The 23,111-nt window shown below is 62.6% G+C and carries 15 protein-coding genes; 3 read left to right on the forward strand and 12 right to left on the reverse strand.

Features of this window, described 5'->3' with window-relative positions:
* Positions 1-561: 561 nt before the first annotated feature.
* The 3 genes from ABD837_RS18045 (at position 562) to pelA (ending at position 5,135) form a co-directional block, all read left to right on the forward strand.
* Entirely contained in the window at positions 562-2,343 is a 1,782-nt protein-coding gene (locus ABD837_RS18045) for a T9SS type A sorting domain-containing protein (protein ID WP_345057264.1), read from the forward strand.
* Positions 2,344-2,722: 379 nt separating this feature from the next.
* Complete coding sequence (locus ABD837_RS18050) at positions 2,723-3,079, forward strand: cupin domain-containing protein (RefSeq protein ID WP_345057266.1); 357 nt, start codon at positions 2,723-2,725, stop codon at positions 3,077-3,079.
* A gap of 31 nt (positions 3,080-3,110) precedes the next feature.
* Positions 3,111-5,135 (forward strand): pectate lyase, encoded by a 2,025-nt coding sequence (gene pelA, locus ABD837_RS18055; RefSeq protein WP_345057268.1) that lies wholly within the window; start codon positions 3,111-3,113, stop codon positions 5,133-5,135.
* Between the two features lie 98 nt (positions 5,136-5,233).
* Here pelA and ABD837_RS18060 read toward each other — a convergent pair whose 3' ends face one another.
* From ABD837_RS18060 to ABD837_RS18115, 12 genes are all read right to left on the reverse strand, one after another.
* Positions 5,234-7,060 carry a hypothetical protein gene (locus ABD837_RS18060; protein ID WP_345057270.1) on the reverse strand — a complete coding sequence of 609 codons (1,827 nt, stop codon included), beginning with the start codon at positions 7,058-7,060 and terminating at the stop codon, positions 5,234-5,236.
* Positions 7,061-7,064: 4 nt separating this feature from the next.
* Positions 7,065-9,320 (reverse strand): hypothetical protein, encoded by a 2,256-nt coding sequence (locus tag ABD837_RS18065; protein ID WP_345057272.1) that lies wholly within the window; start codon positions 9,318-9,320, stop codon positions 7,065-7,067.
* Entirely contained in the window at positions 9,317-10,936 is a 1,620-nt protein-coding gene (locus ABD837_RS18070; protein WP_345057274.1) for a BatA domain-containing protein, read from the reverse strand. The genes ABD837_RS18065 and ABD837_RS18070 overlap by 4 nt, the downstream gene beginning before the upstream one ends.
* A gap of 60 nt (positions 10,937-10,996) precedes the next feature.
* The gene (locus ABD837_RS18075) at positions 10,997-11,872 is read right to left on the reverse strand and encodes a DUF58 domain-containing protein (RefSeq protein ID WP_345057276.1); all 876 of its coding nucleotides are present in this window, start codon (positions 11,870-11,872) and stop codon (positions 10,997-10,999) included.
* Between the two features lie 141 nt (positions 11,873-12,013).
* Positions 12,014-12,991 (reverse strand): AAA family ATPase, encoded by a 978-nt coding sequence (locus ABD837_RS18080; RefSeq protein WP_345057278.1) that lies wholly within the window; start codon positions 12,989-12,991, stop codon positions 12,014-12,016.
* A 128-nt stretch (positions 12,992-13,119) separates the two neighbouring features.
* A complete protein-coding gene (locus tag ABD837_RS18085; protein ID WP_345057280.1) occupies positions 13,120-13,743 on the reverse strand; it encodes a DUF4159 domain-containing protein in 624 nt (207 codons plus the stop codon).
* Between the two features lie 151 nt (positions 13,744-13,894).
* Positions 13,895-15,220, reverse strand: coding sequence for a TldD/PmbA family protein (locus ABD837_RS18090; RefSeq protein ID WP_345057282.1), 1,326 nt, complete (start codon positions 15,218-15,220; stop codon positions 13,895-13,897).
* Between the two features lie 131 nt (positions 15,221-15,351).
* Positions 15,352-17,001: a TldD/PmbA family protein gene (locus ABD837_RS18095; RefSeq protein ID WP_345057283.1), complete on the reverse strand. Its 1,650-nt coding sequence runs from the start codon at positions 16,999-17,001 to the stop codon at positions 15,352-15,354.
* Positions 17,002-17,106: 105 nt separating this feature from the next.
* A complete protein-coding gene (locus ABD837_RS18100; RefSeq protein ID WP_345057284.1) occupies positions 17,107-18,300 on the reverse strand; it encodes a carboxypeptidase-like regulatory domain-containing protein in 1,194 nt (397 codons plus the stop codon).
* A 195-nt stretch (positions 18,301-18,495) separates the two neighbouring features.
* A complete protein-coding gene (locus ABD837_RS18105; protein WP_345057286.1) occupies positions 18,496-19,830 on the reverse strand; it encodes a TldD/PmbA family protein in 1,335 nt (444 codons plus the stop codon).
* A gap of 171 nt (positions 19,831-20,001) precedes the next feature.
* A complete protein-coding gene (locus tag ABD837_RS18110) occupies positions 20,002-21,654 on the reverse strand; it encodes a TldD/PmbA family protein (RefSeq protein ID WP_345057288.1) in 1,653 nt (550 codons plus the stop codon).
* Between the two features lie 136 nt (positions 21,655-21,790).
* The gene (locus ABD837_RS18115) at positions 21,791-23,110 is read right to left on the reverse strand and encodes a TldD/PmbA family protein (protein ID WP_345057290.1); all 1,320 of its coding nucleotides are present in this window, start codon (positions 23,108-23,110) and stop codon (positions 21,791-21,793) included.
* Position 23,111: the final 1 nt, after the last annotated feature.

Below are 23,111 nucleotides of genomic sequence, written 5' to 3' on the forward strand. Positions count from 1 at the left end.
AAAATTACTTGTTAGTTATTGACAAGTAAATGTTTGTAGAATTCAATTAGGGCAAGACACCAAAAAACTGCGTTGAACGACACGCTCGCTAGTTCAAACGACGGAATAAGTAATGTCGGCCCCGACACGTAGCACCCCCATTTCCAGGCAAAACAACGAGCGAAGCCTGGGCCATTCGGCCCCCGTCCCGCTGATGCAGGGAGAGTTGCTGTGTCGTATCACAAGTCTTTGCGGTTTCTTCAGCCGGCCTTTTCCAGATTGCCTCCCCTTCCGCTGTTCATGTGGCTCAGGTTCTTATCGTCGAAGACGAATTCTTTATTGCGGAGCACCTGCGCACCATGATGACTGGGTGGGGTATAACGTAATGGGCGGGGCCTATTGAAGCACTTTTCAGCAGTGCGACGGCCCCGTGCTACCGTTCGAACACATTGGTAGGGATTCCGTGATTTCCCGAGCTTTCGATGCGCCTACCTTTGATGCGGCTTGCAACGTCGGGCCGCTCCTTCCTCGAACGACGATATTCTCCTCCGCCTTCACTTTTTACTTTTACAAACTTTTTACATGAGTCACTTCTTCGCGTCACGGGTCCGGCAATTGCTGGCGATACTGCTGCTCATGCCCCTGGTTGGGCGTGCGCAAAACCTCACCCAGACCGGCTTTACCGGCGTGCTGGTACCGCAATACGCGAGCAGCGGTACCGCAACACGCCTGCCCGTGATGTACCGGGCGACGGTGAGCGGCCTCACCTCGAATACGTTGTACCGCTACTACACGCAGGCGGCCATCAGTGCCGACCTCGGCACCGCCGTAACCGGTGCCGGCAACCCCCTCCTCATTACCCCGGGCGCCACTCCCGCTGCGACCACCTACGCTTACACCAGCTCGGCCAGCCTGAGCGTAGCCGGGGGCTACGCCACCTTCACCACCAACGCTTCCGGTTCCTACACGGGTTGGTTTGGCTACGTGAACACGGGTAATACCCGCTTCACGGCCGGTAACGTGCTGTATATGGCCATTGTGCTGGCGACCGATGCCGCGCCCGCCACCGTGGAGAAGCGCCTGGCCCTCGACCAGACCCTGACCGTGCTGGCCCTGGGCACCGGTACTACTGCTAACGACGCCACCGGCTTGCGGGGCAGCTCGTCGGCCACTCCCAAAAACCTGGTGGCCGTGTACGGCAGCGAGGCCGGCACCGGCCGCCCTCTGGGCTTGACCGTCGTGGAAGCCATTGCCCCCACCGGCTCAGCCCTCACGGGCGTGCCGGCGTACTACACCACCAACGCCGGCGACTGGAACACCCTCATTCCGAACGTGCTGGCTACCGGCGTGCGCCGCATCGAGCAGCGCTCGGTGGTGGATGGCACCGTGGTGGGCTGCGCCACCGATGCCGATGGCGTGTGGCCCAGCGGCGCGAATACCGTGAACCCCACTACCGGCACCGCTGCCGTTTCGCTCACCGCTACCGATGCGGCCCTGAGCACTTGCAGCACGGCCACCGCCACCCTCACGGCCACGCCGGCTACGCTGGTGGCCTTCACCACCACCGCGGGCACGCCTTCGGCTGCCCAAATCATTACCGTGGGCGGCAGCGCCCTCACCGCCAGCGCGGTGGTGACGGCCCCCGCCGGCTACGAGGTTTCGCTGGCACCCACCAGCGGCTTCGGCGTTTCCGCAGCGGTGCCGCAAACGGGCGGCACCGCTGCGGCTACCCCCGTGTATGTGCGCATGACCGGGACCGCCGCCGGGGTGTATACCGGCAACGTGGCCGTAACCAGCACCGGCGCGCCCACCCAGAACGTGGCAGTATCGGGCACCGTAACGGCCGTAGTGGTTGCGGCGCCTACCATCACCAGCTTCACGCCCACCACGGGCGGCCCCGGCACCCCCGTTACCATCACGGGCACCAACCTGACGGGGGCTATGGCCGTCCGCATTGGGACGTTCAACGTGCCCGTGTTCACAGTCGTGAATGCGACGACCATCACCCTGACGGTGCCCAGCGGCACGGGCAGCGTGAACGGCCTGGTTTCGGTGACAACACCCGGCGGTACGGCTGTCAGCACGGCCACCTTCAACCTGGTATCGGCCACGCTGGCCGCCAACGCCCTGCCCGGCCTGACGGTGTACCCCAACCCGGCCACCGAACGCCTGACCGTTGCGCTGCCCACCTCGGCCCCCGCCACGGTAGCCCTGCGCGATTTGGCCGGCCGCCTGGTGCTGGCTCCCGTTACCCTTGGTGCCAACCAGCAACTCCTGCTGCCGGCCTCGCTAGCCCGGGGCCTGTACCTGCTCGAAGTGCAGCAGGGTGGCGTGCTGGCCGTGCGCCGCATTGCCCGCAACTAAACTGCCTTGCATTCGCCTTCGGGCTGCGCACTAGCGCGGTTTCGTGGTCAGTGTACAGGTGGAACGATGTAGGGGCGGGGTCGTACCCGGTAGGGCTTGCCCCCGCCCGTCGTTGAACGAAACCGGTCAACGGGCGTCAACGTCCGGGCGGGGGCAAGCCCTACCGGGTACGACCCCGCCCCTACATCCACTGACTCCGAAACTGCTCTAACTTGATTTTGCCAAAAAGTCCCTGCACCAGCAGGGGCTTTTTTTGTTGCTTAAGTCGGCATCGTTGTCGGGAACGATTGCGCAAGTAAATCGCGTCGAATGCTTGCTTGCGGCTTCGCAAAGCCGGACTTTTAGGTGCTTGCCCGGCCTGAACTTTTACCCAACCACGATGCTCGCTGCCATTGCCATCCCTTCAACCCCAGCTTTTGTGGCCAATGATTCGGCCGCCTGGGAAACCACTGGCCCCGGCGTGCGGCGCAAGGTGCTGGCCCACGGGCCCGACCTCATGCTCACCCGCGTAGCCTTCGAAACCGGCAGTGCTGGGCCCCGGCACCAGCATCCGCATGCCCAGTTGAGCTATGTGGAAAGTGGGGTGTTTACCTACACCATCGAGGCTGAAACACATACCCTGCGGCCTGGCGACAGCTGCTATGTACCGCCACTGGCCTGGCACGGCGTGGTTTGCACCGAAGCCGGGGTGCTGGTTGATGCGTTTATCCCCCGGCGCGATGACTTCCTGGTTTAAGTGGCAGCGGGCGCTGCCGAGCTGCTCCGTAATGCAAACGACCGTACTGCTGGTACTGGGGTTATTTACGACCGCCCACGCCCAAACGGTAACCGTAGCTGCCAACGGCACCGGCCAGTTTCGCACCATTCAGGAGGCCATCAACAGCTTGCCCGATGCCGCAACTAAACTGCGCACGGTCTTCATCAAAAACGGCACTTACCGCGAGAAGGTCTACCTCGACGGCAAGGCCAGACTCGTGCTGAAGGGGCAGAGCGAGCGGGGTGTCGTCCTGACTTACCCGCAGGCCCGCGACATGTGGTTGTGCGGCCCTGGGGCTACCGCTGGCGACTGGGGCGTGGCCACCCTCAACCTGCGCAACAGCCCCGACATTACCCTCGAAAACCTCACCGTCATCAACAGCTACGGGTTCGATGCCACGGGCGAGGTCACCATTGATTGCCCCAGTACGCCCACCGGCAAGAAAACTGTGAGCAAAACCGGCCACCAAATGGCCCTGCGCACCCTGCCCGGCACCACGCGCCTCATTGTGCGGCACTGCACGTTCCGGGCGCTGGGCGGCGACACGGTGAGCCCCTGGGACACGGAGGCCGGCGCGTATTATTTCAAGGACTGCACCCTGGAGGGCGGCGTGGACTTTTACTGCCCGCGCGGCTGGGCCTACGCCGAGAACTGCCGCTTCATCTGCCACAGCAAGGAGGCCGCCATCTGGCACGACGGCTCGGGCAGTCGCGACTCGAAAACCGTGCTGCGCAACTGCACCTTCTCGGGCGACGACGGCTTCAAACTGGGCCGCTTTCATCGGGAGGCGCAATTTTATCTGGTTGATTGCCGGTTTGCGGCCAACATGGCCGATGCCGACATCTATCACGCCGCTTCGGGGCCGGGGGCCAAGCAGTGGGGCCGCCGCGTGTACTACGCCGGCTGCCACCGCCAGGGCGGCGACTTCGCCTGGATGAAGGACAACCTGAACACCGCGGAGGGCGCGCCTAAACCCCAGGACCTCACCGCCGCCTGGACGTTTGGTGGGCGCTGGAACCCGCTCACCGGGGCCGTGCGCGCCACGCCGCAATTACCCGCCAGCCAAATCGATACCACTGCCGAAAAGATGCTGCTCTACCAGCGCGCCGTGGGCGGCTGGCCCAAAGCCCTGGGCGAGGTGAAGGTGAACTACGTCGCACGCATCAGCCCGGGGGCCCGCGCGGGCCTGCTCGATGGCAAGAACCAGAACGATGCGACCATCGACAACGACGCTACCACCCGCGAAATCCATTACTTGCTCAAAGCGTTTCAGCAAACCAACAACCCGGCCTACCGCCAGGGCGCCGAAAACGGCATCCGCTACCTGCTGAAAATGCAGTACGCCAACGGCGGCTTCCCGCAGTTCTACCCCGACCTGAGTTCGTACCGCCACGAAATAACCTACAACGACGACGCCATGGTGCGGGCCCTGACCGTGCTGCGCCGCGTGGCCCGGCAGGACGAGCGGTACGCGCTGGTGAGTCCCGACTTGGTGGGCCCCGCCAAAGATGCCGTGGCCCGGGGCCTGGCCTGCATCCTGAAAACGCAGGTAGTGCAGCACGGCCGCCCCACCGCCTGGTGCGCCCAATACGATGAAGTAACGCTGCTGCCGGCCAAGGCCCGCGCCTTCGAGCTGGCCTCGCTCAGCGGTGATGAGTCGGTGGGCATCGTGCACTTTCTCATGGATACCGAGCAGCCCACCGCTGAAGTAAAAGCGGCTGTAGCAGGAGCCGTAGCATGGTTTGAGCAAGTGAAAATGCCCGGTTTCGCGCTCAAGGAAATCCCCGCCCCGCAGGAGACGCGGGGCATCGACCGTGTCATTGTGGCCCAGCCCGGGGCGGTGCTGTGGGCACGCTTCTACGAGCTGGGCACCAACCGGCCGATTTATGTGGGCCGCGACAGCCAGGTGCACTACCAGCTCCGCGAAATCGAAAACGAGCGCCGCGCTGGCTACGTCTACGCCGGTACTTGGCCCGCCGAGTTATTGGCCGTGGAATTTCCCGCCTGGCTGAAACGCATAGGTGGCCAAAAGTAGAAACGCAGCCCTTTCGTGCCTCCGCTTTTATGCTACCTGTATTTGAGGGGGTGCTTTTGGCGTATCAGTGCACCGCCGAGACGCGAAGGGTCGCGTCTCTACAGCTTTTCTTCTAGCCACAGATACCCGGCCGCCAGTAGAAACAGCCCAAAAAACCAGCCCGCCGGCCACGTTTCCGTTACGGTATCGATAGCAGCAGAGGCGCCTTGGGCTACTGGAAGCGCGTTGCCCGCCTGAATCATAGCCGCTTGCTGACGTTGCTGCACCTCCGGCCCCTGCCAGACGGTGGGCGGGTACACGTAGAAGGTGAAGCTGGCCCGGCCCGGCCCGCTGATACGGTGCCAACCTGCTGCGCCCGGCCAGAACTGAGCCGTACTCCACTCGGGCAGGCGGGTATCCTGACGCAGGGCGAGGCGTACGGCGGGGCCCCCGGCCAGGGCCGCTACGGTAGGCGGTACCGGTGGCAACGTTGCCGTGGCCAGGTGCAACGTGAGCGGCTGTGCCACGCGGGGCCAGCGCGTACCTGTGCGCCAGCGGGCAACTTCTGGGGCTGGTGGCACCGCTGCCTGCAACAGCCGATTCCAGAACGAAGCGTAGACTGACAAATGGCCCTGCAAACCCCAGCGGAAGGTTTCGGGCACTACCGACACTACCACGGCACCCAGCCCCACGCGCCGGCTGGCGGCGGCTATTGCCTGCTGCGGACCCCTGACGAGAGGCCGCAGATTGGGCCGCGGCTGAAGCTGCGCGGGCAGCGGCGCGCGGGCCTCACCGGGAACATCGGGCCAAGCCAGTGCGGGTAAGTTAGCTGGCGTGGCCGGGCGCGGCAGTACCGTGAAGTCGGCTCGGGCGAGAGCATTGCGGGGCAGCGGTGCGGCCTCGGCCAGGGCGACGAGGCCGAGGCGGCCGTTGCGAACTGCTGCTTGCAGCGCCTGGGTTTCGGCGCTGGAAAGGGCTGCCAGCGTCCCGGCATCGGCCACTACCACGGCGTAGCGGGCCAGCAGAGCGGGCGTAAGCTGGGTGAGGTTTACGGTAGGCTGGTTTACAAAATCAGTCTGCACCAGGCCCCGGCTGACGCTGGTGCGCAGCCCCACCGGGTAATGGGCCTCAGCCAGGTAGTTTTTCAGAAACTTGAACTCGAAGGAGGGAGTAGCGGCCAGCAGCAGTACCGCCGGCAGCGCAGGAGAAGTGATTTCGATGGGGACAGGCTCTGTTAGCAGCGGCTGGCCCGACTGGCGCAACAGCAGCGCGTAGATAGCCAGCCCAGCCGTTTTGGGCTGATAACGCAGACGGAAACTGCCGTGGCTGGCTACCGCAAGCCGTACGGAATCGCGCGCGCCTCCTGCTGCGTGCAGTACCACCCACGCCTCTTTGGCACCGGTCGGCAGGTCTACCGCACCTTCGATGGTAAATGCTTCACCCAATGCCAGCTTATCGGGCCAAAAAGCGGAGCGGAAGCCTGTGAACAACATCCCAGTGTGCTGCCGAACAATCAGTGCTTTAAGTAGCGGCAAGTCGGCGGTGGGCAGCCCATGGCCAAGTATGTGGAGACGGCGCAACGCCGGCCGCTGCTCAGCCAGCGTGAGCAGGCTGGCGATAGGGCGCGCTTTCGGGGCGTTTTCCACGGTGCCATATTTCCACACCGGCGTGCCCGCGCCCAGTTGCCGCAGTAGCTGGCGCAGCGTATCGGGCGCGTAGCCTTCGGTGAGGAGAATGGCTTCGGCGCGGGCGGCGGGCAGCTGGCGCTGGGGCGGAAACGCTGTGAACCACAGTGCCGCCGCTGCCACCGCACCAGCGAGCATGCGCAGGGCCCGCTGCCGTTGGCGCGGACGTCGCCAGGCCAGGGCAGTCAACGCAAGGCCAAGCAGCAGGCAGAACGCCAGCAGGCCGTAGTACAGAGCAGGAGCAGGAGACAAAACGGACAACGGACTAGCGGGCTAATTCCTGAAAGTAGCGCCGGGCCAGGCGGTCGGCGGCGGGCGGCGGAGCAGGAGTGGGGGCCGGCGCAGCCAGCAAATCGGTGAGGGCACGGGCCACCGGAGCGCGGCTGGTGGCGAGCGTGGGCCGGCCAGCGCGCACGGCCTGGCTCAGTTCGCGGAGGGCGCGCAGGGCCGGCAGGTAGAAGCTGGGGCGGGAGAGGGCTGCTCCGGCCAGCACCGCGCCCGCCTGGTCGAGCACGGCGGCATCGGCGGGGCGGGAGGGCTGGCCCTGGTCGGCGGCGGCCAGCCAGCGCAGGGCAGCGCGCACGGCGGGCTGTGGGTTTGGCGCGGGCAGCATTTGCTGATGGTGGGGCACGGTGGCTCCGGCCAGCTCGCCGGTGAGGCGCAGCGTGGCTTCGGGCATGGGCGGCGGGGTGAAGCCGGCCTTCTTCACGAACACGCGAGTTTGCTGCTGCACTTCCTTCAGCAGCCGCAGGGCGCGGTACTCGTAGGGACGAGCGGCCGTGAGCTGGCCGGTGCGCAGGCGCAGTTCGGCGGCCCACATCTGGTCGAGCACGGCGTGGAGTTTGGTTTTAACGGCGGGCTCCAAGAAGTCGGCCGTTTCGGCATCATCGTGCTTGTGGATGTAGGGGTCCATCAGGGCATCGGTTGCGGCCGTGGGCGAGGCTTTAGCCGACGAGACAGGCGGCGCCGCGTGGTCGTGGTCGTCGTGTTCGGGCGCTTCCGCCGTCGGCGATGCAGGCGCATCCTCGTCTTCGGCAATGGGCGAATGCGGTGCCGGAGCACCAATGCCGGCCTCCGATTCTTCGCCCAGAAACTTGCCGTAGCGCAGGCGCAGGCTTTGTTGGTCGAAGCCCAAAGCGTTGGCCCGGCTGGCGAAGGTAGCCGCATCGAGCTTCGGCTTTTCGGCCAGCAGCTTGTCGGTGTCGATGATAATCTGGCGTTGGCTGCGGAAATAGGCTGGGGCCACTTTCACGCCCATGCCCAGGTCGGGGGCGCTGTCGGCTACGGCCGTGTCCTGCCACTGCACGAGGTACGAATCGGTGCGGGTGGTGTGGCCGTGGTTGTCGCGCGCCGAGAGGTAAAAGTACAGCTCGTCGCCGTAGGTCAGGCCCAGTTTGGGCAGGTTGAGCACGCTGCCTAGGTTGGCTTGCGACCCATTCAGGCCACCGCTTAAATCGCGCCGCAGCTCCCGGAATTTCACCGCCTCGCCCTGGCCCTGTGCCACGGTAATCACCAACTCAGCGCGTGTCAGCCCATAATCGTCGCGCGCCGTGGCCCGGATGGGCACCTCCGGCCGCTGGCCCAGGGCGGCTACCAGCGTGTAGGCCTTGGGCGTGACGATGCGCAGCACCGGCGCAAGGTCGGGCCGCACGTCGATGGCGTAATCATCCGAAACCGTGCCGGCGTAGCGCAGCCGGTACAGCACCGAAGTGGTCAGAATTTGCTCAGTAAAAAATGCGCCCGTCTGCCCGGGTACCGGCCGCAGCGACAGGCGCTGCGTGCCCAGCTCCAGCACCGGAGCCGGCTGGCCCGCGCCGTTGCTCACACGCACCTGCCAACGCACCCGCGCCTCCTGCGGGCACTGGAACGAAGCCTGGGCGGGCGCAAAAGCAGCCAGTCGGATGTAGGCCGGTGGCGTCACCAAGAGTGTGGTTGCGCTGATGCGAGGTGGTGCTGGCTGGCCGGGCTTGGTGGGCTTATTTGTAGGTGAAAAGTGAACGGGCACGCCCCCGGGTTTACTGGCAGATTGCGGCCTGGGCCACACCCACACAGCTGCGCCGACGGCAAGCAGCAGAGCTGTCAGCCATAATGCCCGACGGAAATCCACGGGTAGCGAGAGTCTGTCGGCAGCTTGCAAGTCATCCAGCTTATGCGCTACCCGCTGCTGCTGCAGCTGCTCCAGCAAGTTCAAGTCTTCATGGTCCTGCAACAGAAGGCCAGTGCTGTCCTCGAGTTCAGTGAACTGTCGGTCGAGTCGCGGCCCGATGGTAGCAGAACTAACCTCCCGCAACGGCCAAAGCAACAAGCAAAGGGCCATTAAGCCCAATACTGCTCCGGCCACCAGCCCGGGCTGTGCAACCGGCCAGCGCCAAGCCAGCAATCCCAGCAATGCGGCGCCAGCCAGTGCGGGAAACAGCACGGCCGCCGCCCGCCGGCCGGCATAGCGGCGCGCCACGACCCGCAGCTGCTGCCGGGCCTGCGCTACATCAGCGGTGGGGGAAGGGTGAATAGCCTGGCTCATAAAGCAGGAGACAAGTTCTGGGCTTCCCGGCGGCGGGCCAGCAGGCGTTCGAGCAAAAACAACAGGCCGGCGGCAAGTACCAGCCAAGGCCGCAAATCGGTGGTGCGGAAATCAGGGGACGAAGTCGTAAGATGGGGTTGAAGCGTGCTGGTGCTGATAAGCTGCGACGGGTCGAGGGCGCGCTGGTCGTGCACCGCCAGCTGGGCATCCAGCAGCGGTTGGTCTAATGGCGAGGTAGCTGGGCTGAAGCTGTTGCCGAGCTCAGGTTGGAGCAAGGTGAGTAATTGGGCAGGCAGTTCCGGGTTGTCGGCCAGTTCGCTCCAGGCTGGGTTCAGGCGGGTGCTGAGGTGGTAAACTGCGCCGTGGCCAATGGGTTGAAACGACAGTACGGGACGGCCACGTGCATCCGTCCACAAGGGTACGGCCGAAGTGACGTTCTGCTGTTGGGCCTCACGCCGAAATACGTTAACAGCCGCTCCGGAAGTTGCCAGCCGCGTTGTGTCGGCTACGCCCGAGCCAATGGCTTCTTGCCAGAGGTGGCCGCCATGCCGCATTTCTTCGCGCCAACCGGCGGGCAAGGCCTCCTCCGAAAGCCAGAAGGTCCAGCCCATGGTCGTCAGTTTGTTAGGGCGCACGGTCACCCGGCGTAAATGGGGCGGAATAGCCAGTCCCGTTGCTGCCGCTCGCAGGGCTGCCTCCAGGTAACGGGCATCCGCAGCGTAAACCGGAGTTGCGTAAATCTCAATCACCATGGGCACTGTCCTGACTGTTACTCCGGCTGCAGAGTTAGCTTCCGTATTGGCCGGAATGAGAACCATATTCCCACGGCTAACGGGGTTGGGTTGGTAGCGTAGAGGAGGCAGCCTCGGCACCCGTACGCGCTGACCGGGCTGCTGCTGCCGCACTTTCTCCAGTCGAAAGGTGGTCTGGGTTTCGCTGCTTCGGCCTACCAACAGACGCAGACTATCACCCACCGTATTCGCAGCGGCCAGCCAGGAAGTGGTGGTCGTGTCAGCGAGTATCTGCCAGGTTATGTTCGTCTGCAGCGGACCGTGGGTTCCCTGGAAGCGGGAGAGTGCGGCGGGCGTTACCACATACAAGGGCTGGCCCACGAAGGCCTCGGTGGCCTGCTGCACCCGAGCCCACTGCCATTTGGTTGTCCCACGCCCGGCTTCGGCCAGTAGGCGGCTGCTATCACCAGTTGAGTTACGCCGCCACATCGCACCAGAAACCCTTGGGAATCCATTAGCCAGCCACCGTAGCGCATAGCCGCGCCGCCGCAGTGAGTCGATACTGGGCCGCAGGGGAGCGAAAGCCGGCTTGCCCAGCACCTGCGGGCTCAGCAGCACCACGCCCCGGCTGCTGGGCTGCTGCTGTCGCCACACCGGCCCGGCCACCGCCACGGCCAGTACGGCCAATAATGCGGCCCGCAATAGCAGCAGCCAGAGTTGCTCGAGCTTCAGGTTGCGCAGGCGGCGGTTGGCGCCCGCGGCCAGCCAGCGCAGGCTGCCCACTGCTACTTCGCGGCCCGGCCGGCGGTTCCAGAGATGAATGGCTACCGGCACCAGCAAGCCCAGAAGGGCCAGCAGGGCGGCAGGGTTAAGCAGGGCAAACAATGGCTAGCGGAATCAGAATCAAGATGACAAACGGAAAACAGTGGCAACGGGGTCCTGGGTTTAACTGCTGAGGTTACGCCGCCGCAGAAACTCCCGCATCGCCGCATCGAGCGGCTGCGAGGTATCCAGCAAATGGTAGTCGAACCCTTGACGGCGGGCCTGCTGAGCAGTGGTTTGCAGCCACTCCTGCAACTGCTGCTGGTAGGCGGCGCGCTGCGGGCCAGCATCAATTTGCAGCGTCTGCCCGGTTTCCAAATCCTTGAACGTCACAGCTCCCTGATAAGTGAACTCCAACTCGTTGCGGGCCATCAAATGGAGCAGCAGCACATCGCCGCTAGTGGCGCGCAGGCGGGTCAGCAGGCTATTGATTTCCGTGCCTTCCTCATATAAGTCGCTTATGCACACCGTGAGCGCCCGCTGACGGCGGGCCGTGAGGGGCGCCAGCGTTTCTGACGTGGGGAAGCTACCGGCAGCTTCGACCGTTTCTAGGGCGTGGTAGAGACGGGGCAACTGACGGGAATCGGCGCGGGGCGCTAGGTGGCGCAGGCCAGCCGGGCTGAGGATGCTTAGGCCTACGGCGTCGCCCTGCTGGGTGGCGATGTAGGCCAGCGCGCCGAGCAGCAGCCGGGCATAGTCGAGCTTGGTGAGGCCGTTGTCGTCGCGGTGGTTCATGCTGGCGCTGGCATCCAGCAGCAGGTGCACGGTCAGGCTGGTGTCGATTTCCGACTCGCGCAGGTAGTAGCGGTCCGAGCGGGCGGCCAAGCGCCAGTCGAGGCGGCGCAAGTCGTCGCCGGGCTGGTAGGGGCGGTACTGGCTAAACTCCATGCCCGCGCCGTGCCGCCGACTGGCGTGCGCGCCGTTCAGAAAACCCTCGGCCGCTTGCCGGGCGGCGAGCGGGAGGTTCTTTAAGGCATGGAGGAGTTCGGGCGAAAGCATTTTGGCTAGTGATAAGCAAAAGGACGGTCATGCTGAGCGTAGCCGAAGCATCTCGCGTGCAGCAGTAATCAAGGCGATTGCAACGAAGCAGTAGAGATGCTTCGGCTGCGCTCAGCATGACGTTCTACAAGAGACGTGCAATCAGACCGCCACCGCCTTTAGCAACGCCTCCACGGCATCGTCCGGCGTGATATTCTCCGCTTCGGCGTTGAAATTCAGCAGCACCCGATGCCGCAGCACTGGCGGGGCCAAGGTCCTGATATCCTCCAGCGTGGCGGCGAAACGGCCGTGCAGCAGCGCCCGTGCTTTGGCGCACAGAATGAGGGCCTGCCCGGCGCGTGGCCCCGCGCCCCAGCGCCCGTAGTCCTTGATGAACTTTACGTCGGAAGTTGCCGGCCGCGTGGCCCGCACCAGCCGGTTCACAAAATCCATCAGTTCGGGACTGAAACTGACCTGCCGCACGAGTGCTTGCAGGGAGCGGATATCGGCCCCGCCCAGCACCGGCTGTACCGTTTGGCCAGCCGCGCCGGTGGTGCCGCGCAGCACCGCCAGCTCCTCTTCGGCCGTGGGGTAGCCGATGCGCACGTACAGCAAAAACCGGTCGAGTTGGGCCTCGGGCAGCGGGTAGGTGCCGCTCTGCTCGATGGGGTTTTGGGTAGCCAGCAGGAAGAAGGGTTTGGGCAGCGCGTGCTCCTGCCCGGCGTAAGTAACATGGCCTTCCTGCATGGCTTCCAGCAGGGCGGCCTGGGTCTTGGGTGGCGTCCGGTTGATTTCGTCGGCCAGCACCAGGCTGGCGAAAATAGGTCCGGGGTTGAACTTGAACGAGCGGCGGCCGGTGCCGTGGTCTTCTTCCAGCACCTCCGTGCCGAGAATATCCGTCGGCATCAAGTCGGGAGTAAACTGGATGCGGCGAAAGGGCAAATCCGTCGCGGCGGCCAGCGTGCGCACGAGCAGGGTTTTGGCCAGGCCGGGCACGCCTTCGAGCAGGGCGTGGCCGCCGGCCAGCAGCGCCACCAGCACTTCATCGAGCACGGTCTCCTGACCCACGATGACCTTGGCGATTTCAGCCTTCAGCACGGGCAGCTTGGCGAGGAGCGTGTTAACTTCTGGTTCGGTCATTCGGGTTGATGATCGTGTTGTTAGAACGTCATGCTGAGCTTGTCGAAGCATCTCTACCGCACAAGTAATTAATTAGTATGGAGGTAGCGATGCTTCGACAAGCTCAGCATGGACGTTCCAATTGTCGTTCAAGTCAGCGCATACAGCAAAATGTTCACCCCAAACTTCGTGTTGTCTTCCGCCAGAAAGCGCTTGTTGCGGAAGTCGTAGTCCCACTCACAGCCGTAGTCTTTGTTGGAGTACAGCACGCCGATGCGGCCCTTTATTTCCACCGCTTTCAGGTAGTCGTGCACGAGGTCGTCGCCCCAGCCGTTCAGCTCGAAGCCGGTGTTGGGCGGCCCGTCCTTAAAGGTGAAAAACTGGGAGTAAATCGGGTGGGTTTTAGGGATTTTCTTCAGGGAATTGCTGCCAAAGCACTGCCGCATCTGCTCCTCGAAGGAGCGAGCAAACAGGCCGTCGATGTCGTGGTTGCAGTCATCTACAAACACGAAGCCACCGTTGCGCACGTACTGCGTAAAATTCTGTTTTTCAGCGCCCGAGAACTGCACCAGCCGGTGCCCGCTCAAGTAGCAGAAGGGGTAGTTGAACAGCTCCGGACTATCGAGTGCCACCACTTTTTCCTTGGGGTCGACGGGTACTTTGGTGTACTGTACCAGCGAGTGCAGCAAGTTGGCTGGCATGCGCTCGTCCACCGAGTCCCAGTCGCCGGAGTGGTATTTCAGGCGCACAAACGTGAAAGCGGCAGCGGGCATCAATCAAAAATAGCGGTGGCAGAGGTATTAGACGGGCACGATGACATAGTCGTGAAATGCCACCAAAAAGTTGCGCCGCCCCAAACGTAGCGTGGTCGTAGCCGGCAGGGACTCACAGAGTCCCTGCCGGCTACGACCACGCTATAGATTCCTAAATCGCGTCCGACAGGCTTGTGAACGTAAAATCCCGGATTTTCAACGGCGGAATCATACAGCCCGCCAGGCGCTGGGGCCGGCCGATGGCCTCGATATTATTCAGCATAATTATCGGGCTTTCGTTGAAGCGCAGGTTCTTAATAGGAAATTTGATGGCCCCGTTTTCAATGTAAAAAGTGCCGTCACGCGTCAGGCCGGTATAGAGCAGCGTTTGCGGGTCGACTTCGCGGATGTACCACAGGCGCGTCACCAAAATGCCCTTGGCGGTGCCTTTGATGAGCTCGGCGGTGCTTTGGGTGCCGCCCGCCATGATGAAACCACTGGGGAAAGCGGTGGCGGCCTGCTTGTTTTTCTCGGCCCAGAAGCGCGAGTAGTACAGCTGCTTCACCACGCCTTTTTCAATCCAGCTCAGGCGCTTGGTGGGCAAGCCGTCGCCGTCGAAGGCGCTGCCCGGCACTTCGGCGTTCATCGGGTCGGAATAGATGTTGATGCGCTCATCAAAGAGCTTTTCGCCCTTGCGGTTGCCGCCGCCCTTCTTGGTCATGAAGCTGCGGCCTTCGTCGGCTGAACGCGCATCCAGCCCGTACATCAGCCCGCCGAGCAGCGACAAGTCGCCGCCGTCCATCAAGGCGGCCGGCTCCAGAATCACAGTGTATTTGCCGGGCTCGATGGCCTTGGCGTTTACCGAGCCCAGGGCTTTGTCGGCGGCGCGCTGCGTCAGGGCTTTGGCATTGAGCTTGGCGGGGTCCGTCACGTCGGCGATGGCGTAGCCCGAGCCGCGCCCGTCGGCGGTGCGCACCGTCACCGAAAAGTCGGTGTTGGTGGACTGCTGGTAGGCTTCGAGGCCCTTGGAGTTGCGCAGGGCCTGGAAGCGGGTGCCGCCATCGAGGAAGCCGGCGGCGGTTAGGTTTTTGGCCGCGCACAGGGCCATGCTGTCGGCAGCAGCTTGGGCGCGGGTGGTGGCCGTGAGCAGCGTGGTAGCGGCCGAGGGTGGGCTCACGTAGGCTTGGGGGCCGAGCAGGGGCACGTACTCGGGGCTTTCGGGGGCGAGCTTGGCAATTTCCTCGGCCCGCAGCACGCAGCGTTTCAGGGTGGCGTCGTCGAACTCGTTGCAGGTGGCAATGCCGCTGCGCTTGCCGAACCGGCTTTCGACGGCCAGCGACACGGAGTTTTGCGAGCCAGCGGTGCTCACGCTGTTGCGGGCGTAGCGGATGTTGCCGGTGGTGCGCCCGTTCAGCGACACCGCGCACTCGTCGGCGGTGCTGTAAGCAAGGACTTTTTTCAGGAGAGCCTGGGCTTCGTCTTTGGAAAGAATGGCCATGATGTTTTCAAATGTGGAGATGTGTAAAATGTGTTGAATGTGAAAATGAGAAATGCCCTATTAATTAATTAATCAATTAGTTGACTAATGATTTCCACATTTCCCACATCACTCATATTTCCCACATTTAATCAAACTTTACGGGCCGTGTTGATGACGTTCACGCCATTAAACCGCGTGGTGGCCGAGCCGTGGCTCACCGACGACACCTGGGCCGGCTGGCCCTTGCCGTCGAAGAAGGTGCCGAACAGGCGGTAGTCCGACTGGTCGCACGAGCCGGCGCAGGCGCCCCAGAATTCCTGGGTGTTCGACTGGTAAGCCACGTCCTCCAGCTGCTCGGTGATTTTGCCCTTCTCAATGGCGAAAAACAGCTGCCCGCCAAACTGGAAGTTGAAGCGCTGCTGGTCGATGCTGAACGAGCCGGCGCCCGCGATGTAAATGCCTTTGTCCACGCCCTTCACCATCTCGTCGGGGCTCATTTTGGCAGTGCCGGGGCGCAGGCTCACGTTGGGCATGCGCTGGAACTGCACGTCTTCCCACGACTGCGCGTAGGCGCAGCCGTCGGACTCCTTCTGGCCCACGATGTGCGCCTGGTCGCGGATTTTCTGGTAGTTCATCAGCTTGCCATCCTTAATGATGTCCCACTCGCGGGTTTTCACGCCTTCGTCGTCGTAGCCCACGTTGCCCACCGAGCCGGGCTGCAGCTTGTCGGCCACAATGTTCACGGCTTTCGAGCCATAAGGCAGGTTCTTGGCTTTCCAATCCAGTGTCGCGAACGAAGTGCCGGCAAAGTTGGCTTCGTAGCCCAACACGCGGTCAAGCTCAGTGGGGTGGCCCACCGACTCGTGAATTGTGAGGCCCAAATGCCCGGGGTCGAGCACCAAGTCGTACTTGCCCGGCGTCACCGATTTCATGGTCAGCTTAGCCTTGGCTTGCTTGCCGGCCAGCGCCGCGTCAGCCAGAATATCGTAGCGCAGCTTATAGCCGATGGTATCGGTGCCCTGCGGCCCGCGCACCTGTTCGGCCGCACTGGGCGTGAGGTATTCAAAGCCCAGCCCCACTGGCGCGCTCAGCGACTCGCGCGAGCGGAATTTGCCCGACTTCGTGTCCACGGCCGTGGCCGAGAACGTGGGCCAGAGCCGGTGAATGTTCTGGTCGATATAGGAGCCGTCGGTGCTGGCGAAATACTTCTGCTCGTTCACCTGAAACAGCGCCGAGTTGATGTAGCTGGCGCCGGCATCGAGCGCGGCGGCGTTGGCGGCCAGCAGCAAATCCACTTTCTGCTTAATCGGCACCTCGAAGGCATTTTGCTGGAGGGGCGTTTTCCAGCTCACCTCGCCGTAGCCGCTTTGGGCGGCCAACTGCACGGGCTCCTTCATCACCAGCCGGTTGGCTTTGGCAATGCTCACGGCCTCGCGGGCGGTGGCGGCCAGGTTGGCTTCCGTGACGACGCTGGTCGAGGCAAAGCCCCAGCAGCCCGCTACCAGCACCCGGATGCCCACGCCGTAGCTCTCGGTGCTCACAATGTTCTGCACCTGCTTCTCGCGGGTGAACACGTACTGGTTCAGCGAGCGGCCGATGCGCACGTCGGCGTAGTCGGCCCCGGCGGCTTTGGCGGCGTTCAGGGCCGCGTCGGCCAGGCGTTTTTTAATGGCCACGTCCACGCCCGGTTCCAGCAGGCGGGCGGGGTCAATAGGCGTGTGGCCAAAGCCCGGCAGGCTCGGCAGAAACAGGGCACCGGCGGCGAAGCCAGTGAGGCCCACAAAGTCGCGTCTTTTCATAGGTTGCAGAGAAAAGTGTAGCGTGGACTCTGCGAGTCCGCGCTTGGTTTGAGAGGTATACAAAATGTTCGCCCAAGCGCGGACTCGCAGAGTCCACGCTACAGGCTACGGCGTGAGCATGGTGCCGAAAGCGCCTTTCTGCTCGAATGATTTCATGACTTGTTCTTCCAGCGGGGTGCGTTTCACCACCGGGTTGTTCTGCCAGAAGGCGGGGTCGTAGGTGGTTTTTTTGATAGCCGCCAAATCAACTTCGCCGCCCTTTGGGGAGGCATAAGTTGCGCTGGCATCAGGAGTGGGGCGGCCGTTGTAGAAGTAGGTAAATGACGAGGCCCGAATCGCAACGTTGCGTTCCAGCGGGCTAACCAAAGCTGCCTGGTAATCGACTTTGATGTAAGAGAGTAGGGCAGCATTAGGGGCAGGCTGGAAATCCATTTCGCATATCACCTGCTGCTCCTTTAGTTTATCTACCACGCTGTTAATCTTGATTGCAATCAGGTCGGGCGATTCAAATCGCATGTGCAGTACCTGCCGGGTGGTTTCGTCGATGACCAAGGTGCCTTTTGCGGTGAGCGGAGCCAGTCCTGGCTTGCTCTCGAAACCTATTTCCACCAGATGCTGCCTTCCGTTTTGCGTCACGCCAATCAACGACAGCTTGTAGCACCGGGCAGTGTTAAGTCCCACGATTCCACGTTGTGTGAGGCTGTCGTCCTTCATATTAAAGCCAACTGATTTGGTTAAGTTGGAGAAGTTGTTGAAGCTTATTCGCGCCTTTTTTTTGGCAAAGCGTCCAGTGATGAAGGCGCTGCCATCCATGCCTGCACTATTGGTGGCCGTGTTCCATACCATTTCCTGCACTTCAGTGGCGTCGCCGGCAATGCGGGTTACCTGTCGGTAGAAAGCCTGGCCATACGTATTCTGGGCGTTGGTTCGGCGCATTTGACGGTAGGCCTGCGCAATCAAGTCGCCGAGATAGCTGCCCACCTGCACTTCGGGCAGTAGTACCGATGTTGGCTGCAGGCGCACCAGCAGCGGCGCGGTAGCAGCGGCGGCCACGGCCACCGTGTCGCGCTGATGCCCCAGCTCCGATACCAGCAGCTTGGCCGGCAGCACAATGCCGCGTAGCTCGAATTCTCCCTCGGCGTTGCTGGTGGTGCCGGCCGTGCTATTCAGGACCGAGACGCTGGCGTAGGGTACGGGCTGGCCGGTGGCAGCATCCAGGATTTTGCCCGTGAGGCGCTGCTGCGCCGCCAGGGGTAGGGTAGTAGCCAGCAGTAGGCCAGCTAATAAAGCAGTTTTCATTGCAGAAAGGAGGAAAGGAGGCCGCAAGATAGGCGTGAAGCGTTTGCGTCCAAGCGGGCAGATGCGACGGTGCCGACGGCGGTTGCTTGACTGGCTGTACAAATGAAAAAAGCCTCTGGTCTAAGTTGACCAGAGGCTTCTGATTGTCATGCCTGGCTACGCTCTGCATGACGTCCTGACAAGATTACGCACCGCCTACACGGCGTCCGACAAACTTGTGAAGGTGAAGTCGCGAATCTTGAGCGGCGGCACGAGGTTGCCGTTCAAGCGCACCGGCTTGCCAATGGCTTCCAGGTTGTTGAGCATGATGACCGGGCTTTCGTTGAAGCGGAAGTTCTTCACCGGGAACTTGATTTGGCCGTTTTCGATGTAGAACGTTCCGTCGCGGGTGAGGCCGGTGAACAGCAGCGTCTGCGGGTCGACGGGACGGATGTACCACAGGCGCGTGACCAGAATGCCTTTCGCAGTGCCCTTGATGAGGTCGGCGGTGCTTTGCGTGCCGCCTTCCATAATCCAGCCGTTGGGGCGGGGCAGGTCCGGAATACCGGCCTTCTGGGCCCAGAAGCGCGAGGTGTAGAGGTTCTTCACCACGCCCTTTTCAATCCAGGTGGTGCGTTGCTGTGGCCGGCCGTCGCCGCTGAAGGTGAGGTCGCTGATTTCCGGGTTCAGCGGGTCGGAGTATATCGTCACCCGCTCATCGAACAGCTTTTCGCCCTTGCGGTTGCCGCCGCCCTTCTTGCTGAGGAAGCTGCGGCCTTCGTCGGCGTTGCGCGCATCGAGGCTCTGCATGAGCGCACCGATGAGCGACGTATCGACGTTGGAAAGCAGCGCATTGGGCTCCATGATGACCGTGTATTTGCCCGGCTCAATGGCGCGGGCCTTCATCGAAGCAGCTGCCTTATCGGCCGCTACTTTGGTAAAGCGGGCCGCGTCCATCTTGGCCGCGTCCACGAAGTCGCCCGAGGCGTAGCCCGAACCGGTGCCGTCGGGCGTCCGCACCGTTACCGAAAACGTGATGTTGGAAACCTGCTGATAAGCCTCGAGCCCCTTGGAGTTTCGCTTGGCTACAAAGCCGTGCGAATCGTCCAGGAAGGCAGCCGAGCTGAGCTTGCGCTGGTCGCACAACGCCATGCTGGCTCCAATCTGCTTGGCGCGGTAATCGGGGTCGATGCCGGCTGTGGCGGCCACATACGAGCGGCTGCCGTCGAGGTATTGCTGCGGCCCGAGCAGCGGCATGTACTCTGGGCTCTCGGGCGCAAGCCGGGCAATTTCTTCAGCACGTTTCACGCAGCGGCGCAGGGTAGCTTCGTCGAACTCGTTGCAGGTAGCCACGCCGGCGCGGCGGCCGAAACGGCTTTCTACGGCCAGCGAAACGTTGTCGCTGGCCCCGGCCGTGCTGATGGAGTTACGCGCCGAGCGCACGTTGCCGCCAATGTTGCCGCTGAGCGTCGCGTCGCACTCGTCGGCGGTGCTGAAGCTGAGGACCTTCTTTAATATCGTCTGGGCTTCGTCTTTGGAGAGAATGGCCATGATTTTTCGAATGGGGAGATGCTAGATGAATTCAGAACGTCATGCTGAGCGGAGCCGAAGCATCTCGCTCGCATCGTTGTACCGCAGTCCAGTGCGGCTAACGACTGGATTACTATGGCACGCGAGATGCCTCGGCTCCGCTCGGCATGACGTTCTTACATAGCTATTCAATTACCCGATTTTGCGGGCGGTGTTAATCACGTTCACGCCATTAAAGCGCGTGGTGGCCGAGCCGTGGCTCACGGCCGAGCTCTGGCTGGGCTGGCCCTTGCCGTCGTTGAACGCGCCGAAGAACCGGAAGTCGCGCTCGTCGCAGGTGGCAGCGCAGGAGTTCCAGAATTCCTGGGTGTTGGCCTGGTAGGCCACGTCCTCCAGCATTTCCGTGATTTTTCCTTTCTCAATGGCGTAAAACACCTGGCCGCCAAATTGGAAGTTGTAGCGCTGCTGGTCGATGGAGAACGAGCCGTTGCCGGCGATGTAAATGCCCTTATCGACCTTGCTCACCAGCTCGTCCACGCTCAGCTTTTCCTTGCCGGGCTGCAGGCTCACGTTGGGCATGCGCTGAAACTGCACATCCTGCCACGACTGCGAGTAGCAGCAGCCATCCGATTCCTTCTGGCCCACCATGTGCGCCTGGTCGCGGATTTTCTCATAATCCACCAGGCGGCCTTCCTTGATGAGGTCCCAACGCTTGGTTTTCACGCCTTCGTCGTCGTAGCCCACCGCGCCGAGGGTACCGGGCGTCACCTTGTCGGCCACAATGTTCACCACTTTCGAGCCGTAGGGCAGGCCCTTGGCTTTCCACTCCAGCGTGGCAAACGAGGTGCCCGCGAAGTTGGCTTCGTAGCCCAGCACGCGGTCGAGCTCCAGCGGGTGGCCCACGGACTCGTGGATGGTCAGGCCCAGGTGGTGCGGGTCGAGCACAAGGTCGTACTTGCCGGCGACCACCGACTTGCAGGTCAGCTTCTGCTTCACCTGCTTGGCGGCGGCGGCCACGTCTTCCAGCATGTCGTAGCTGTTTTTGTAGCCAATGATGTCGGAGCCCGCCGGGCCGGCCACTTTGTCGGCGGCTTTGGGCGTGAGGTACTCGTAGCCCATGCCCACGGGCGAACTCATGGCCTGCCGCGAGCGGAACTTGCCGCTGGCCCGGTCGATGGCCGTGACGCCAAACGAGGGGTAAATCCGGTGAATGTCCTGGTCGATGTACGAGCCGTCGGTGCTGGCAAAATACTTCTGCTCGTTCACCTGCGATAGTATCGAATTCACGAACGACACGCCCAAATCCAGGGCCTTGGCGTTCACGCCCAGCAGCAAATCAACTTTGTCCTTAATAGGCACCTCGAAGGCATTCGTCTGAATCGGGGCCTTCCAGCTCACCTCGCCAAACCCCTTTTGCGGGGCCAGCTGCACCTTTTCCTTCTGCACTTTCGAATTGGCCTTGGCAATCTGCACGGCCAGCTGGGCGGCTTTGGCAATGCCCGCATCGGTCACGTTGTTGGTCGAGGCGAAGCCCCAAGTGCCGTTGGCAATCACGCGCACGCCGCAGCCGAAACTTTCGGTGCTGGCGATGCCCTGTACTTGCTTCTCGCGGGTGAAAATGCTTTGGTTGAGGTAGCGGCCGATGCGCACGTCGGCGTAGCTCGCACCGGCGGCTTTGGCGGCGTTCAGGCCCACGTCGGCCAGGCGTTTTTTCTGGGCCACGTCGAGGCCAGGTTCCAGCAATCGGGCCGGGTCAACCAGAATACCGCCGATGCTGGGGAAGCTGGGGAGGAAAAGGGCCCCGGTGGCGAGGCCAGTGAGGCCAACAAAATCGCGTCTTTTCATTGAAGTATTTTTTGAATTTAGAACGTCATGCTGAGCTTGCCGAAGCATCTCTACTGCACAGGTAATTAAGTTTAGTGTTGAGGTAGAGATGCTTCGACAAGCTCAGCATGACGACCTTTTTTCTGCGAACGCCGCGCTACACCGCGTCGGACAGACTGGTGAAGGTGAAGTCCCGGATTTTGAGTGGCGGCACGAGGCTGCCGTTCAAACGCACCGGCTTGCCCAGCGCCTCCAGGTTGTTCAGCATAATCACCGGGCTTTCGTTGAAGCGGAAATTTTTCACCGGGAATTTGATGACGCCATTCTCAATATAGAACGTGCCATCGCGCGTCAGGCCCGTGTAAAGCAGCGTTTGCGGGTCGACGGCCCGAATGTAGTAGAGGCGCGTAACCAGAATTCCTTTGGCCGTGCCCTTGATGAGGTCGGCGGTGCTTTGGGTGCCGCCGGCCATAATCCAGCCGCCGGGAGGGGGGATGTCGGGCACGCCCGATTTCTGCGCCCAGAAGCGTGAGGTGTACAGGTTTTTCACGATGCCCTTTTCCACCCACGTCACCTTTTGTTGCGGGCGGCCGTCGCCGGCAAACGTCAGGTCGGGCACATCGGGATGAGTGGGGTCGGAGTAGATGGTCACCCGCTCGTCGAATACCTTTTCGCCCTTTTTGTTGCCGCCACCCTTCTTGCTGAGGAAGCTACGGCCCTCGTCGGCGTTGCGGGCATCCATCGCGCCCATCATGTTGTTGAGCAAATCGATGGCCGCCGCGGGCTCCAGAATCACGGTATACTTGCCCGGCTCAATGGCCTTGGCTTTCACCGATGAAGCCGCTTTATCGGCTGCCACGCGCGTGAGGCGGGCCGCGTCGAACTTCGCCAAATCGGTGTAGTTGGCAATGGCGTAGCCCGAGCCGGTACCATCGGCCGTGCGCACGGTAATGGAGAAATCGACACTGCTCACCTGCTGGTAAGCTTCGAGCCCCTTGGAGTTGCGCTTGGCCACGAAGCCCGCCGAATCACTGAAGAACCCAGCGGAGCTCAGCTTCTTCTGCTCGCACAGGGCCATGCTGGCCCCAATCTGCTCGGCCCGGTAGTCGGGCGTGATGGCAGCCGTGCGCGCCGCAAACGAGCCCGGCGACGCCAGATACGTCTGTGGCCCGAGCAGCGGCACATACTCCGGCGACTCCGGCGCAAGGCGCGCAATTTCCTCGGCCCGCTGCACGCAGCGGCGCAGCGAAGCTTCGTCAAACTCATTGCAGGTGGCTACACCGCTGCGCTTGCCGAAACGCGACTGCACGGCCAGCGCCACGTTCTCGGCCGCGCCCGCTGTGCTGATAGAGTTGCGCGCTGAGCGCACGTTGCCGCCGGTGTTGCCGTTCAGCGTGGCCTCGCACTCATCAGCAGTGCTGAAGCTGAGGACTTTTTTAAGGATGGTCTGGGCTTCGTCTTTGGAGAGAATGGCCATA

The sequence above is a fragment of the Hymenobacter glaciei genome, assembly GCF_039539585.1.
Classification (GTDB): domain Bacteria; phylum Bacteroidota; class Bacteroidia; order Cytophagales; family Hymenobacteraceae; genus Hymenobacter; species Hymenobacter glaciei.